The sequence below is a fragment of the Pseudomonas sp. LBUM1647 genome, assembly GCF_059716175.1.
This window is the reverse complement of sequence record NZ_CP166809.1, coordinates 3,530,237-3,543,811: the sequence shown is the minus strand read 5'-3', so window position 1 is coordinate 3,543,811 and position 13,575 is coordinate 3,530,237. Positions and strand designations below refer to the sequence as shown.

At 57.9% G+C, this 13,575-nt stretch carries 10 protein-coding genes; 5 read left to right on the top strand and 5 right to left on the bottom strand.

Annotation, left to right across the window (positions count from 1 at the left end; translation table 11 throughout):
* Positions 1–151: 151 nt before the first annotated feature.
* Positions 152–1,657, bottom strand: a complete 1,506-nt coding sequence (locus tag ACA059_RS15990; RefSeq protein WP_497630033.1) for a PhoPQ-activated protein PqaA family protein — start codon at positions 1,655–1,657, stop codon at positions 152–154.
* A gap of 158 nt (positions 1,658–1,815) precedes the next feature.
* Positions 1,816–2,175: a response regulator gene (locus ACA059_RS15985; protein WP_497630032.1), complete on the bottom strand. Its 360-nt coding sequence runs from the start codon at positions 2,173–2,175 to the stop codon at positions 1,816–1,818.
* A 261-nt stretch (positions 2,176–2,436) separates the two neighbouring features.
* Between ACA059_RS15985 and ACA059_RS15980 the strand changes: the two genes are divergently transcribed.
* The 5 genes from ACA059_RS15980 to ACA059_RS15960 all read left to right on the top strand — a co-directional run bounded on the left by ACA059_RS15980 (position 2,437) and on the right by ACA059_RS15960 (position 8,981).
* Entirely contained in the window at positions 2,437–5,928 is a 3,492-nt protein-coding gene (locus ACA059_RS15980; protein ID WP_497630031.1) for a response regulator, read from the top strand.
* Positions 5,928–6,761, top strand: coding sequence for a CheR family methyltransferase (locus ACA059_RS15975; protein ID WP_497630030.1), 834 nt, complete (start codon positions 5,928–5,930; stop codon positions 6,759–6,761). Before ACA059_RS15980 ends, ACA059_RS15975 begins: the two co-directional genes overlap by 1 nt.
* A complete protein-coding gene (locus tag ACA059_RS15970) occupies positions 6,758–7,351 on the top strand; it encodes a chemotaxis protein CheB (protein WP_497630029.1) in 594 nt (197 codons plus the stop codon). Before ACA059_RS15975 ends, ACA059_RS15970 begins: the two co-directional genes overlap by 4 nt.
* Positions 7,345–8,526, top strand: coding sequence for a hybrid sensor histidine kinase/response regulator (locus ACA059_RS15965; RefSeq protein ID WP_497630028.1), 1,182 nt, complete (start codon positions 7,345–7,347; stop codon positions 8,524–8,526). The genes ACA059_RS15970 and ACA059_RS15965 overlap by 7 nt, the downstream gene beginning before the upstream one ends.
* Before the next feature lie 77 nt (positions 8,527–8,603).
* Positions 8,604–8,981, top strand: a complete 378-nt coding sequence (locus ACA059_RS15960) for a response regulator (protein WP_008146959.1) — start codon at positions 8,604–8,606, stop codon at positions 8,979–8,981.
* Between the two features lie 105 nt (positions 8,982–9,086).
* Here ACA059_RS15960 and ACA059_RS15955 read toward each other — a convergent pair whose 3' ends face one another.
* The 3 genes from ACA059_RS15955 to ACA059_RS15945 form a co-directional block, all read right to left on the bottom strand.
* Positions 9,087–10,739 (bottom strand): ATP-binding protein, encoded by a 1,653-nt coding sequence (locus ACA059_RS15955; protein WP_497634688.1) that lies wholly within the window; start codon positions 10,737–10,739, stop codon positions 9,087–9,089.
* A gap of 14 nt (positions 10,740–10,753) precedes the next feature.
* On the bottom strand, positions 10,754–12,256 hold the full coding sequence (locus ACA059_RS15950) for an ATPase domain-containing protein (protein ID WP_497630027.1): 1,503 nt from the start codon (positions 12,254–12,256) through the stop codon (positions 10,754–10,756).
* 116 nt (positions 12,257–12,372) lie between these two features.
* A complete protein-coding gene (locus ACA059_RS15945; protein WP_497630026.1) occupies positions 12,373–13,428 on the bottom strand; it encodes a tetratricopeptide repeat protein in 1,056 nt (351 codons plus the stop codon).
* Positions 13,429–13,575 lie beyond the last annotated feature (147 nt).

Genomic DNA, 13,575 nt, shown 5'->3' with positions numbered 1-13,575 from the left:
GGCAATCGGGTAGGGGCGCAATTAAACCACAGCAAGCGTGGCCTTGAGCTGAACGCTCCGGCGTCAGGCGCAAGAAAATGGATGACCGAGAACAATCAAGGAAACACGACAACCCCATAGAGCAAAAGGGTTGAGATTGTCGTGTCTTGATTTACTGACCCAGGGTGGCGGGTAGCGTTCTGCAAAACGCCTCATCGGCGGGTGGCGCCTGATTCGGATACGTATCAGGAAGAACCTTGACCATCGTCGTTTCGACAACGCCGTCCGCGTACTCAGCTTCGAAGAATTCTGCGGCCCAACCCACCTTGGGAGCACGGAGAGTCGCCTGGACGTCCATTGCGACCGGCAATGGTTTTGCGGTGTAGCGCACGCCGCAGTTGTACCGGAAGTCCCGGGCCTTTGGGTTGAGCGCTGTCCACTGAGTCGTCCTGATCGGCATTTCGGACAAGGTCAGGTGCAACTTGGTCGATGTGGCGTCCAGGCGCTGTTCCTGTGCCTTTAACCTCGGTGCGGTATTGCCGGTCTGCCGCCGCTTGATATAAGGAATCAGGTTCGCTTCAACAAACGCCCGCACATCGTGGGCGGAATTGGGAATGACCCGAAGTGTATTGTTACCCGGCAGGTCCGGAAAATACTGGCGTGAAGCATCCGGGATGAAGAAGTCATCGCCACTGGCGTTGACGATGTATTTCGGGATCTTCAAGCGGTCGGTGTAGCCGGACAGATTCCGATAGGTCATCGGATCTTCGACCTGCATCAGCTTCTTGAACGGCTCGGTCTTGCGTTGGGCGATCACACCTTGCATGTAGTAGTCGATGTACGCCAGTGGCCAGTTACCGCCGTAGGCCAGAAACGTCTGGTCGAACACTTTGTCCGTGTTCAAGACGTCGATGACAAACGGCACGATGCTATCGACGCGTGAGTCCGCAAGGGCGGACAGCCATACCGCCCAACCGCGTTTCGACGCGCCGGTGGCAAGAAAACTCACCACCTGGCCTGGCTGCGTTTCTTTTTGCGCCAGGTCCATGGCCTTGACCAGCGCCTCCATCATCGGCACATGCAGCGACATAAAGGGCTGTTGTTCCGGGGCCTGCATGAAGAGTTTCCAGCTGTGGGCAACGCTGCCATCTTCTGTGCGCGGCACGCCGTCATCGCTGTAGGTCAAATACTGGTTAGGGGCATTGCTGACAGCCACTACGATCAAGCCGGTTTGCCGGGCAATATTGAGCAGTGTTTGCTGCGAAAAGTTGTTGGGTGCTCCCGGATACTCACCGGGCAAAGGATTGTTGACGCCGTCGTTGGCGACCAGCACGGCGCGCGTCCCCTTGACGTTGTCGGGAATGTACAGGTCGACTCCATGGGCCCAGTCTGCCGGGGCGACTTGCCCGCCCTGGCCCCAGGACTGTGACGTCAGCTCGAAGCGCCGGATGTTGACGCCGGGCTGTTGCTCTTGTCCCTTACTGGTGTAGCGCAGCGGTTGCGTCGCTTCGGCTTTGCGATAGCAGCTCAATACTTCGCTGAACGCCTGTCCGCTCTGTTCAAAGCAGTGCTGGGGATTGTCGGAAGAGGCTGACTGGCAACCATATCCGGCGATGAGCATCAGCAATAATCCGCTGATTTTCAAATAACGTGCGTGGCGTTCGGTTCGACTCGGCATGGACTCGGTTCCTTATGAGTGGGATCACCGGTCCAATCAAACGCCAGGCGGGCGGCCTTTTCTACTGTCAAACTTGACAGGTCAGAGCCCAAAAACGCCGAAAAATGCAGCCTTACGTCGGTTTATGCAGAAGAGTGGTGGGTCCAAGATGCCCAGTCTCAGGCCAGCATGCCTTTGACTTTGTCGCGTAACTGATCAATGGAAAACGGTTTACCAATCACGTGCATACCTTCGGGCACATCAATGCTTTCGGCATAGCCGCTGGCAAACAGGATCGGCAACTCAGGGCGCAGCATCCGGGCCTGTGTGGCCAGTTCACGGCCGTCCATCACCGGCAAACCAACGTCTGTCATCATCAAATCGATGTACTGATCTTCATCGTTGAGAAACTCCAGCGCCTGTTCGCTGCCATCGGCCTCGAGCACCTTGAACTCGAGTTCCTCCAGCACATCGACAATCAGCATGCGCACGATGGCGTCGTCTTCGACTACAAGGATGATGGACGCGGTGGCGGACATAGGGGGGGTCTCAGAGGTTGAATTCGCGGTTGTCGGTCGATCGAAATCGCCGGGCTCTTGCTTGAGTAAGTGACGGAACCCGACAAGTTCCCACGCGGTAGAAAAAAGAATAGCCGCACAAGTGCTGGCAAGGATAACCGCTCCTTTACGGTGTAGCAGTGGAATGTAGGATTTTGCGCGAAAAGGTGTCAGAAAATTGGATCAATCCGGCGCTTTTGGGGCAAACTCCTTGGTTTTCAACAGCTCGACAAGGTTTCCCCCATGACATCCGCGTCTTCGGTTGATGAGCAACGATTTCGTAAACTCCTGAGCCGCAATGTCAGCCTGCCGTTGGGTGTCGGCGTGCTCAGTGCAGTGTTCTTTGTTTCGCTGATCACTTACCTGCTGTCGGTGATCCAGTGGGTCGAGCACACCGACCGGGTGATCAATAACGCCAATGAAGCGGTCAAGCTGACCGTCGATCTGGAAACCGGTATGCGCGGCTTCCTGCTCACTGGCGACGAGCACTTCCTTGAACCCTACGAAACGGCCAAGCCGCGAATCGCTGTCGCCCTCAATACCTTGCTCGAACTGACCGCGGACAACCCGGTGCAGTCCGACCGTCTGCACCGGCTCCAGGCCTTGCAGAATGAGTGGGCCACTTACGCGCAGACAATGATCGATTTGCAGCGCGCCAGCGGCGATTACCGCAGCGTAGTCAAGGCCGGGCGCGGCAAGCGGCTGACCGATGAGATCCGCAAGCAATTCGAAGACGTGATCGACATGGAGCAACAGTTGCGCACCACGCGCAACGAGGAAGTGCGCCGCACCACGATCTGGAGCATCAGCCTTTATCTGTTGTTCATCGCCGGGATCAGCGCATTGCTGGCCTACATTGGCCGTCGGGATTTGCTCAACCTTTCACAAAGTTACAGCGCCAACCTCGCCGCGCAACAGGCCAGCGCCCAGCGTCTGGAACAGCAGGCCTGGCTGCGCAATGGCCAGACCGAACTGGCCGAACAAGTGCTGGGGCAACTGTCGCTTAATCTGCTGGGCCGCAACATTCTGCAGTTCTGTGCGCAGTACCTGGGCTCCGCCGTAGCAGCCATTTATGTCCGCGAAGACCATGGTGGTCTCAAGCGCATTGCGTCTTACGGTTTCTCCCGCGAGCAGGAAGCGCGCGAACAGCAGATTTACAGCGATGAAGGCATTGTCGGCCAGGTAGCGAACCAGGCTCGCTTGATTCGTCTTGAGGACGTACCGAGCGATTACTTCAAGGTCAGCTCCGGTCTGGGCGAAGGCCTGCCGCATAGCGTGCTGGTCGTGCCAACCAGTGACGACGATCGGGTCAACGGTGTGATCGAACTGGGCTTCCTGCGCCCGCTGACGGACCGTGATGTCGAATTGCTTGAACTGATTGCCGGCAACATCGGCACGTCCATCGAGGCCGCTCGCTATCGCCAGCGCTTGCAGGAAGTGCTGGCCGAAACCCAGCAGCTCAATGAAGAACTGCAAGTCCAGCAGGAAGAACTCAAGACCGCCAACGAAGAGCTGGAAGAACAGTCGCGGATTCTCAAGGAGTCCCAGGCGCATCTGGAGACCCAGCAGGTCGAGCTTGAACAAACCAATGAGCAACTCGCCGAGCAAGCAGAGATTCTGGCCGACCAGCGCGACGCTATGGACCTGAAGAACACCGAGCTCAATCAGGCCCAGACCCAGCTCGAAGAACGCGCCGAAGAGTTGCAGCGCTCGAGCAAGTACAAGTCTGAATTCCTCGCCAACATGTCCCACGAGTTGCGCACGCCGCTGAACAGCTCGTTGATCCTGGCCAAGTTGCTGGCGGAAAACCCCCAGGAAAACCTCAGCGCCGAGCAGGTCAAGTTTGCCGAGTCGATTTACTCCGCCGGCAATGATTTGCTCAACTTGATCAACGACATTCTCGACATTTCCAAGGTCGAGGCCGGCAAGCTTGAAATACGACCGGAGAACACCAGCGTCGCCCGTCTGGTGGATGGCTTGCGCGGGATGTTCCAGCCATTGGCTGCAGACAAGAAACTGGATTTCCAGGTCGAAATGCAGGCCGGTGCGCCGATGATGATCTTTACCGACCGCCAGAGGCTGGAGCAGGTCATCAAGAACCTGCTGTCCAACGCGGTGAAATTCACCGAAAGAGGCACGGTCAGCCTGACGGTCGCCAGCCAGTCAGGCGACGGTATCGCCTTTATCATTCGCGATTCGGGGATTGGCATTGCCGCGGATCAGCAGGACAGCATTTTCGAAGCATTCCGCCAGGCCGATGGCACCACCAATCGCCGTTACGGCGGCACCGGCCTGGGCTTGTCGATTTCCCGTGACCTGGCCGCCTTGCTCGGCGGTTCCATCAGTGTCACCAGCGAGCCGGGGCAGGGCAGTGTGTTTACGCTGGTTTTGCCGCAGCAATACGTTGAACCGGGCGAAGAGCTTGTCGAACCGATGAGAGCTACACCGGTTGCCCTTACGCCGCGAGTGACGACTGCTGCGCTGGTGCCCCTGATTGCCGAAGTCGATATCCCGCGCTTCGACGACGATCGCACCAAGACGCCATTCACCACTCGTTGCATTCTGGTGGTGGAAGACGAGCCGAACTTTGCCAATATCCTTTACGACCTGGCGCATGAGCTTGGGTATCAGTGCCTGGTAGCGCACGGGGCGGATGAAGGTTACGAGCTGGCCAAAGAGTTCATCCCGGACGCCATTTTGCTGGACATGCGCTTGCCGGATCATTCCGGGCTGACAGTGTTGCAACGCCTGAAGGAACACGCTGAAACCCGGCACATTCCGGTGCATGTGATTTCCGTGGAAGACCGGGTCGAAGCCGCGATGCACATGGGCGCCATTGGTTACGCGGTCAAGCCGACTACCCGCGAAGAACTCAAGGACGTGTTTGCCCGCCTTGAAGCCAAGCTGACCCAGAAGGTCAAACGCGTCCTGCTGGTCGAAGACGATGATCTGCAGCGCGACAGCATTGCCCGACTGATCGGCGACGATGACATCGAGATCACTGCCGTTGGCCTGGCACAAGATGCGCTGGACCTGCTGCGCACGACGATTTTTGATTGCATGATCATCGACCTGAAGCTGCCGGACATGCTTGGCAACGACCTGCTCAAGCGCATGTCCACGGAAGATATCTGCTCGTTCCCGCCTGTGATCGTCTACACCGGGCGCAACCTGACCCGGGACGAAGAGGCCGAGCTGCGCAAGTATTCGCGCTCGATCATCATCAAGGGCGCGCGCTCGCCTGAGCGTTTGCTCGATGAGGTCACACTCTTTCTGCACAAAGTCGAATCCAGGTTGTCCCATGAACGGCAAAGGATGCTCAAGACCGCGCGCAGCCGCGACAAGGTCTTCGAGGGTCGCAAGGTGCTGCTGGTGGACGACGATGTACGCAATATCTTCGCCCTCACCAGTGCCCTGGAGCAAAAGGGTGCAGTCGTGGTCATCGGCCGGAACGGCCGTGAAGCGATTGAAAGACTGAATGAAGTCGAGGACATCGACCTGGTGTTGATGGACGTGATGATGCCGGAGATGGATGGTTACGAAGCCACCATCGAGATCCGCAAGGACCCGCGCTGGCGCAAGCTGCCGATCATTGCGGTGACGGCCAAGGCCATGAAGGACGATCAGGAGCGCTGCTTGCAAGCGGGCTCCAATGATTACCTGGCCAAGCCCATTGACCTGGATCGCCTGTTCTCGCTGATTCGCGTGTGGTTACCAAAAATGGAACGCATTTAGTGGAACGCAATTTTTCAGTGGAGCGAAATAGCGAAATCGAAATTCGCCTGTTGATCGAGGCGATCTACCTCAAATACAGCTATGACTTTCGCGACTACTCCGGCGCTTCGATCAAGCGCCGGGTCAATCACGCGTTGAGCCAGTTCGAGTGCACGACCATTTCAGCGTTGCAGGAAAAGGTCCTGCACGACCCGACGGCGTTCATGCAGTTGCTGCAACTGCTGACGATTCCGGTCAGCGAAATGTTCCGTGACCCTTCGCATTTCCTGGCGATCCGCAAGGAAGTGGTGCCGCTGCTCAAGACTTACCCCTCGATCAAAATCTGGATCGCTGGTTGCAGCACGGGGGAAGAGGTCTATTCGATGGCCATTCTGCTGCGCGAAGAAGGCTTGCTCGATCGCACCATCATCTACGCCACCGACATCAATCCGCGCTCGCTGGACAAGGCCAAGCAAGGGATTTTCTCCATGGAGAATGTCCGCGCCTACACTCATAACTACCAGCAGGCAGGTGGCCAGCGTTCGTTCGCCGACTACTACACGGCGGCCTACGGTTACGCCATTTTCGACAAGACGCTGTGTGAGAACGTGACCTTTGCCGATCACAGCCTGGCGACTGACAGTGTCTTTTCAGAAACTCAATTAATTTCGTGTCGTAATGTTTTGATTTATTTCAACAAAAAACTTCAGGATCGTGCATTTGGCTTGTTTCACGAGTCGCTTTGTCACCGTGGATTTTTAGTGCTGGGCAGCAAGGAAACCCTGGATTTCTCGGCCTTCGGCAAACAGTTCGAGCCCTTGGTCAAACAAGAACGGATCTACCGCAAATCATGAACAAAGCAGCGGGTTTGCCTTCTATAGAAGCGATTGTGATCGGCGCCTCGGCCGGTGGAGTAGAGGCGTTGCTGAACATTCTCAGTCCACTGCGCGAGGGCTTTGTCCTGCCGATTATTGTGGTGTTGCACCTGCCCGACGAGCGTCGCAGTCAACTGGCTGAAGTATTCGCACGGCGCGTGTCCATGCCTGTTCTGGAAGCCCATGACAAGACGCGGGTCGAAGCCGGAACTCTGTATTTCGCAGCGCCCGGTTATCACTTGTCGGTGGAGCAAGACCGCAGTTTTTCCTTGAGCCTGGAACCCCGCGTGCACTATTCGAGACCCGCCATCGATTTTCTGTTCGAGTCCGCGGCCGATGCCTATGGTCCGGCTCTGGCCGCCGTGTTGCTGACCGGTGCCAACCAGGATGGTGCCCGCGGCCTGGCCCAGGTGAAGCGTCGTGGCGGCATGACCATCGTGCAGGACCCGGATGAAGCCCAGGTCTCGACCATGCCCCAGGCTGCGCTTGATATACACCAGCCGGACCACATTCTCCCTATACGCGGCATTGGCCGTTTGCTTGTCGAGCTGGAACGAATCGCATGCTAAGTACTATCCAGGCCAAATTGCTGATCGTCGACGATCTGCCGGAGAACTTGTTGGCGCTCGAAGCGTTGATCAGGCGCGAAGACCGTATCGTCTATAAAGCTTTGTCCGCCGACGAAGCCTTGTCGCTGTTACTGCAACACGAATTCGCCATGGCCATTCTCGACGTGCAGATGCCCGGCATGAACGGCTTCGAATTGGCCGAACTGATGCGCGGCACGGAAAAGACCAAGAACATCCCGATCGTGTTCGTCAGTGCGGCCGGTCGTGAGCTGAACTACGCGTTCAAGGGCTACGAAAGCGGCGCCGTGGATTTCCTCTACAAACCGCTGGATATCCACGCGGTCAAGAGCAAGGTCAACGTGTTCGTCGAACTGTTTCGCCAAAGCAAGGCGATGAAACAGCAGGTCGAGGAGCTGGAGCAAAGCCGCCGCGAGCAGGAAGCGCTGCTCAAGCAGTTACAGAGTACTCAGCTGGAACTGGAGCAAGCGGTGCGCATGCGCGATGACTTCATGTCCATCGTTGCCCACGAAGTCCGCACGCCGCTCAATGGCCTGATCCTCGAAACCCAGTTGCGCAAGATGCACTTGGCCCGGGATAACGCCGCGGCGTTCACCCTGGACAAGATGCACGCGATGGTCGACCGCGACGAGCGGCAGATCAAAAGCCTGATCCGACTGATCGAAGACATGCTCGATGTGTCGCGCATTCGTACCGGCAAGTTGTCGATCCGACCGACGCGTTTCGATCTGTCGGCGCTGGTTCGCGGCTTGTTGCAGAACTTTGCACCGCAGGTCGATGCTGCCGAGTCCTCGGTCACCCTGGAGGCCGGGCAACCGGTGGTGGGCAGCTGGGACGAATTTCGCATTGAACAGGTGATCTCCAACCTGCTGACCAATGCTTTACGCTACGGCGCCAAGAGTCCGATCACCGTTAAGGTGTACAGTGAGAACGGTCAGGCTCGGGTGGAAGTGCGCGATCTTGGGATCGGCATCGGCGAAGAGAACCAAAAGCGTATTTTCCAGCAGTTCGAACGCGTCACGGTCAAACACGCGGTCGCGGGGTTGGGCTTGGGCTTGTTTATTTCCGAGCAGATTGTGGCCGCCCATGGCGGTTCCATTACCGTCGAAAGCCGGATTGGCGAAGGCGCCTTGTTTCGCGTTTGTCTGCCGCTGTAGGAAAACAGCCAGATAAACGCAACCTCTGATCGACCCCACGGTCGTATCAGCAGCTATTGACCGAACAAAGGCTTCCCATGAGTGAAGATGCACAAGACGTCGTATTGATCGTCGAAGATGACCCCTCGATTTTGATGGTGCTGTCGGCCTATCTGTCGGGTGAGGGCTACCGGGTACTGCAGGCCGAAAACGGCGAGCAGGCCTTCGAAATTCTGTCGAGCAAACCGCACCTGGACATGATGATCACCGATTTCCGCCTGCCGGGCGGAATCTCTGGCGTCCAGATTGCTGAACCTGCCGTGAAGCTGCGACCGGAACTCAAGGTGATCTTTATCAGCGGTTATCCGCAGGAGATCCGCGAGACGGACAGCCCGATCACTCGTAAAGCACCGATCCTGGCCAAGCCGTTTGATCTGGATGTACTGCAAGAACTTATGCAGGAAATGCTCTCCTGATATCCCGCGTACTATCGTAGGAGCTGCCGAAGGCTGCGATCTTTTGATCTTATAAAAGCAAGATCAAAAGATCGCAGCCTTCGGCAGCTCCTACACAAGTGATCTTCAGATCCGGATCATCTCCCGCACCTTCGCCGTCAACAGGTCGAAGGTGAACGGCTTGGTGATCATCTGCATGCCAGGATCAAGGAAGCCACCGCGCACCGCCGCGTGCTCAGCGTAGCCGGTGATGAACAATACCTTCAGATCCGGCCGGTATTGCCGGCCAATTTCAGCCAGTTGCCGGCCATTCATGCCGGGCAATCCAACGTCGCTGATCAACAGATCGATACGCTGCCCGGAGTCGAGAATCGGCACCGCGCTGTCGGCATCGCCAGCCTCGATGAAGGCATAGCCCAGATCACTCAACACCGTACTGACCAACACCCGCACCGCCGGATCGTCTTCGACGATCAGCACCGTTTCGCCATTCTGTGCGAACGGAGCGTGCTGGATGTCCACCGGGCTGTCCTGAGGCACGTCACCGCCGAATCGCGGGAGGAACAGACTCACCGTGGTGCCTTCGCCCACTTCACTGTGAATGGCGACGTGGCCGCGCGATTGTTTGCTGAAACCATAAATCATCGACAGTCCAAGGCCTGTGCCCTGGCCGATCGGCTTGGTGGTAAAGAACGGGTCAAAGGCTCGGTTGACGGTGCTTTGCGGCATGCCACAGCCGGTGTCCGTGACGCTCAGCACCACGTAATCACCCGGTTGAAGGTTGCTCTGGGCCTCGGTGTAGCCAATGTCCAGATGCTGATTGCTGGTCTTCACCACCAGTTTGCCGCCATCGGGCATCGCATCCCGAGCATTGATCACCAGATTGAGCAGGGCGCTTTCCAGTTGATTGGGATCGGCCTCGGCCACCCAGAGTTGCTCGTTCAGCTGTATGTCCAACTGAATGGTTTCGTTGATGCTGCGCTGAAGCAATTCGCCCATGGAGACCACCAGAGTGTTCATCTCCACGGGTTTGGAGTCCAGCGACTGACGCCGGGAGAACGCCAGCAGACGGTGGGTCAGGCCTGCCGCGCGGTTGGCTGAGGTCACGCCCAGGTCGATAAGACTGTCCAGATCGTCGGTGCGCCCACGGGCCAGACGTCGGCGCAGCAGCTCCAGGCTGCCGATGATGCCGGTCAGCATGTTGTTGAAGTCGTGGGCGATACCGCCGGTGAGCTGGCCGACCGCTTCCATCTTCTGCGATTGGCGCAGGGCTTCTTCATTGTGTCGTAGCTGGGCGGTGCGTTCCTCGACCTGCTGTTCGAGGGTTTCGAGGGTGTTTTGCAACCGCAGTTCGCTTTGACTCAGATCGATCAGCCGGTCCCTGGCTTCGTACTGTCGTCGACGTCCGCGCAACGCGGTGGTCACCAGGCTGATCAACGTGACCGGGTGAAAAGGGCGCTCAAGAAAGGTCACGTTCCCCAACTGTGGGCCGTAGCGCGACGCCGGGTTTTGTTCCGGGCCGCCATGGTAGGTCATCAATACAATCGGAAGGTCGGACCAGGCCGGTTGTTGCTCGATTCGGCCTAGGAGCGGTTCAAGGTCACCGCCCAACAAGGCCTCGGAAGAGATCAGCAGCAATCCTGCCCCTTGCTCCAGTTCACTGCACAACGCCACCAGATCCCGCGTAATCACCCCGTCGTAACCCGCTTCATTGAGCATCATCAGCGCAATCTGGCTGTCACGACCCAACGGCGCGAGAATGATCGCGCGCTCGGACATCGCTTCCCGGGCAATCACGGGCTTTGTTCCTCAAGCAAGGGGTTGCTGGCACCCAGATAGGTTGGGACACCGCGCAATACACCCTGAAATGCATCCAGCGGTTCACCAATGGTCATGCCCTGAGCGCTGATTCGGTATTCCCGAATGGTTGACTCATGGCTGCCCGTGCGTTTCTTGATGATCGAGATTGCCCGGCGAACCTTGCCCAATGCCTCGAAGTAGCGCAGCAGGATGACCGTATCGGCCAGATAGGTGATGTCGACGGGAGCCTGCATGTCACCGACCAGTCCGTGCTGGGCGACGGTCATGAAGGTCGCGGCGCCCTGGCGATTGAGGTACAGCAGCAACTCGTGCATGTGCAGTACCAGCGCGTTTTCCTCTGGCATTGCCGCCTGATAGCCATTGATGCTGTCGATCACTACGGTCTTGATGTTGCCCTCATCGACGCAGCGACGAACCCGGTAGGAAAACTCTCCGGGGGACAACTCAGCCGCGTCGACTTGCTCGATCAGCAGGTTGCCAGTGTCTTGTAGCGCCTGGAGGTCGATGCCGATGTTCTTCATGCGCTCGAACAGCAACCCGAGCTCTTCATCGAAAATGAACAGCGCAGCTTTTTCGCCACGGGCCACGGCGGCAGCGGCGAAGATCATCGAGATCAGGGATTTGCCGGTACCGGCCGGGCCAAGGATCAACGTGCTGGAACCGGTTTCGATTCCGCCACCGAGCAAGGCATCCATTGCCTTGATGCCACTGGTCAACTGCTGGCGGATATAGCGACCGCGATGCTCGGCGGCCACCAGACGCGGGAACACATGCACGCCATCGCCCATGATGGTGAAGTCGTGAAACCCGCCTCGGTACTTCTGGCCACGGTATTTCACCACACGGATCCGCCGACGCTCGGCGCCATAATTGGGGGTCAGTTCCTCAAGGCGAATGACGCCGTGGGCCACACTGTGCACGGTTTTGTCGAGGGATTCGGTGGTCAGGTCGTCCAGCAACACCACTGTGGCGTCATAGCGCACAAAGTAGTGTTTGATCGCGAGGATCTGGCGACGGTAGCGCAATGAGCTTTGGGCCAGCAGACGGATCTCGGAAAGACTGTCGAGCACCACGCGGGTCGGCTTGACACGTTCGACCACTTCGAAAATCTGCTTGGTGGCTTCGCCCAGTTCAAGGTCCGAGGAATACAACAAGCTCTGCTGATGCTCGGCATTGAGCAGGCTTTCCGGGGGCGTCAGCTCGAAGATGTGGATGTTTTCATCCAGCTTCCAACCATGGGACAAGGCCCCTTGGCGCAATTCGCGTTCGGTCTCGGACAGGGTGATGTACAACGAGCGTTCGCCGGCTCGGGCACCGGCCAACAGGAAATGCAAAGCGACGGTGGTTTTGCCGGTTCCGGGCTCACCCTCCAGTAAAAACACATGCCCGCGGGACAAACCACCGGCCAGGATGTCATCCAGACCTTCGATGCCGGTGGCGGCTTTTGCACTGATCAACTCGTTAGATGTAGACAAAAAATGCCCTCTCATGACTAGGGGAAACGAGGCAGCAGGCCGTAAGTGCCTGAATGGACTGCCTGTTCTCTTGACCCTTGGCCGAGACGACGAGTTCAACGAAATTTTTGCTGTTGTTAGAGCCCTTGCTGCAAAGCGGGGTCGTCGGGATTGAGTTGTTCAAGTTGCGCCAGCAGAATCTGTACGTTCTGCAACTGTCCGCTTTCTTTCCAGTAGTTGATCAACAATACCCGGGCTCTCCGGTCGGCCGGGTGGCGCTGGACGATCTCCTGCAACTGCTTCTGCGCCGCTTCCAGCTCCTGTTCATCGTGAAGCGTGGTGGCCAGGTCGTAGCGGTAATCCTTGTTGTCCGGCTCCAGCTCCACGGCTTTGGAAAGGCCGAGGAGGGCGAACTCACTTTGCCCGTGATGCAGCAGCCAAAGCCCCAGGGCATGTTGCAGGTAGGCCGAGTCGGGCTGAGCCTTTAGCTGTTTGGCCAACAGCTGCCGGGCAGCATCGTTTTGGCCCAGGCGATCCAGCACGTCGATTTGCATCACCAGCGCGGGCAGGTTGCCGGGCGCAAGACGCAAGGTGTTCTGCAGTGCCTGCTGCGCCTCTTTCAATTCGGCATTGTGCAGATGCAGCCGAGCCAGTTGATATTGGTTGTCGGCGCTTTCCGGTTGACTCTTCAGGTCCTGTTCCCAGGCATCGATGGCTTGCTCCAGCGGCCCGAAGTACAAACCGAGATCGTCCGGCGATAGCCCCAGCAAGGCGTTCACGGCGGCATAGCGGACGCGCTGTTCGCTGTCATCGAGCAGCGGGCCCAGCAGCAGGCTGCGCTGGCCGCTGGGCACCAGACCGTTGATGCTTTTGATCGCCGCGATGCGCACGTCCGGCGATTCATGCTGCAAGTCCGCATCCGCCAGTTTCAGGGCCACGGAGCTGGGGTAGTTGGGCAGTTCGGCATGCAACCAGACGCGGCGTTTGGCCGATATATCAGAGCGGCCCAGTTGCTGGTAGAGGACCCGCGCTGCGCCCGGTTGCCCTGCGCGAGCCTGGTTCAGCGCCTCGCTGTAGCCACGCTTGATCGCCTCCGGCAAAGCGGGGGTTGTGCTGCGCAGGAAAAACCAGGCAACGCCGATGGCAAACAGGACGCAGAGGCTGATGAGCAAGTAGCGGCGGGACTGGGGCATGCAGGAATCCGGGAGCTGGCAAGCTGTTGCAAAGGTGCCAGCTTCGGTCAGGCAAGGCTGTGAGTCAAACCCAGACTTGGTTCATTACGTGAGTCAGTCGATTCAAGGCAGTCTGGCCTTTCAATGATTATGCCTACAGGTTGCGTC

Excerpts from the sequence above, each read along its gene's own strand:
- ACA059_RS15985 (WP_497630032.1), bottom strand. The coding sequence starts at position 2,175 with ATGTCCGCCACCGCGTCCATCATCCTTGTAGTCGAAGACGACGCCATC.
- ACA059_RS15945 (WP_497630026.1), bottom strand. The coding sequence starts at position 13,428 with ATGCCCCAGTCCCGCCGCTACTTGCTCATCAGCCTCTGCGTCCTGTTT.
- ACA059_RS15980 (WP_497630031.1), top strand. The coding sequence starts at position 2,437 with ATGACATCCGCGTCTTCGGTTGATGAGCAACGATTTCGTAAACTCCTG.
- ACA059_RS15960 (WP_008146959.1), top strand. The coding sequence starts at position 8,604 with ATGAGTGAAGATGCACAAGACGTCGTATTGATCGTCGAAGATGACCCC.
- ACA059_RS15955 (WP_497634688.1), bottom strand. The coding sequence starts at position 10,739 with ATGTCCGAGCGCGCGATCATTCTCGCGCCGTTGGGTCGTGACAGCCAG.
- ACA059_RS15990 (WP_497630033.1), bottom strand. The coding sequence starts at position 1,657 with ATGCCGAGTCGAACCGAACGCCACGCACGTTATTTGAAAATCAGCGGA.
- ACA059_RS15965 (WP_497630028.1), top strand. The coding sequence starts at position 7,345 with ATGCTAAGTACTATCCAGGCCAAATTGCTGATCGTCGACGATCTGCCG.
- ACA059_RS15970 (WP_497630029.1), top strand. The coding sequence starts at position 6,758 with ATGAACAAAGCAGCGGGTTTGCCTTCTATAGAAGCGATTGTGATCGGC.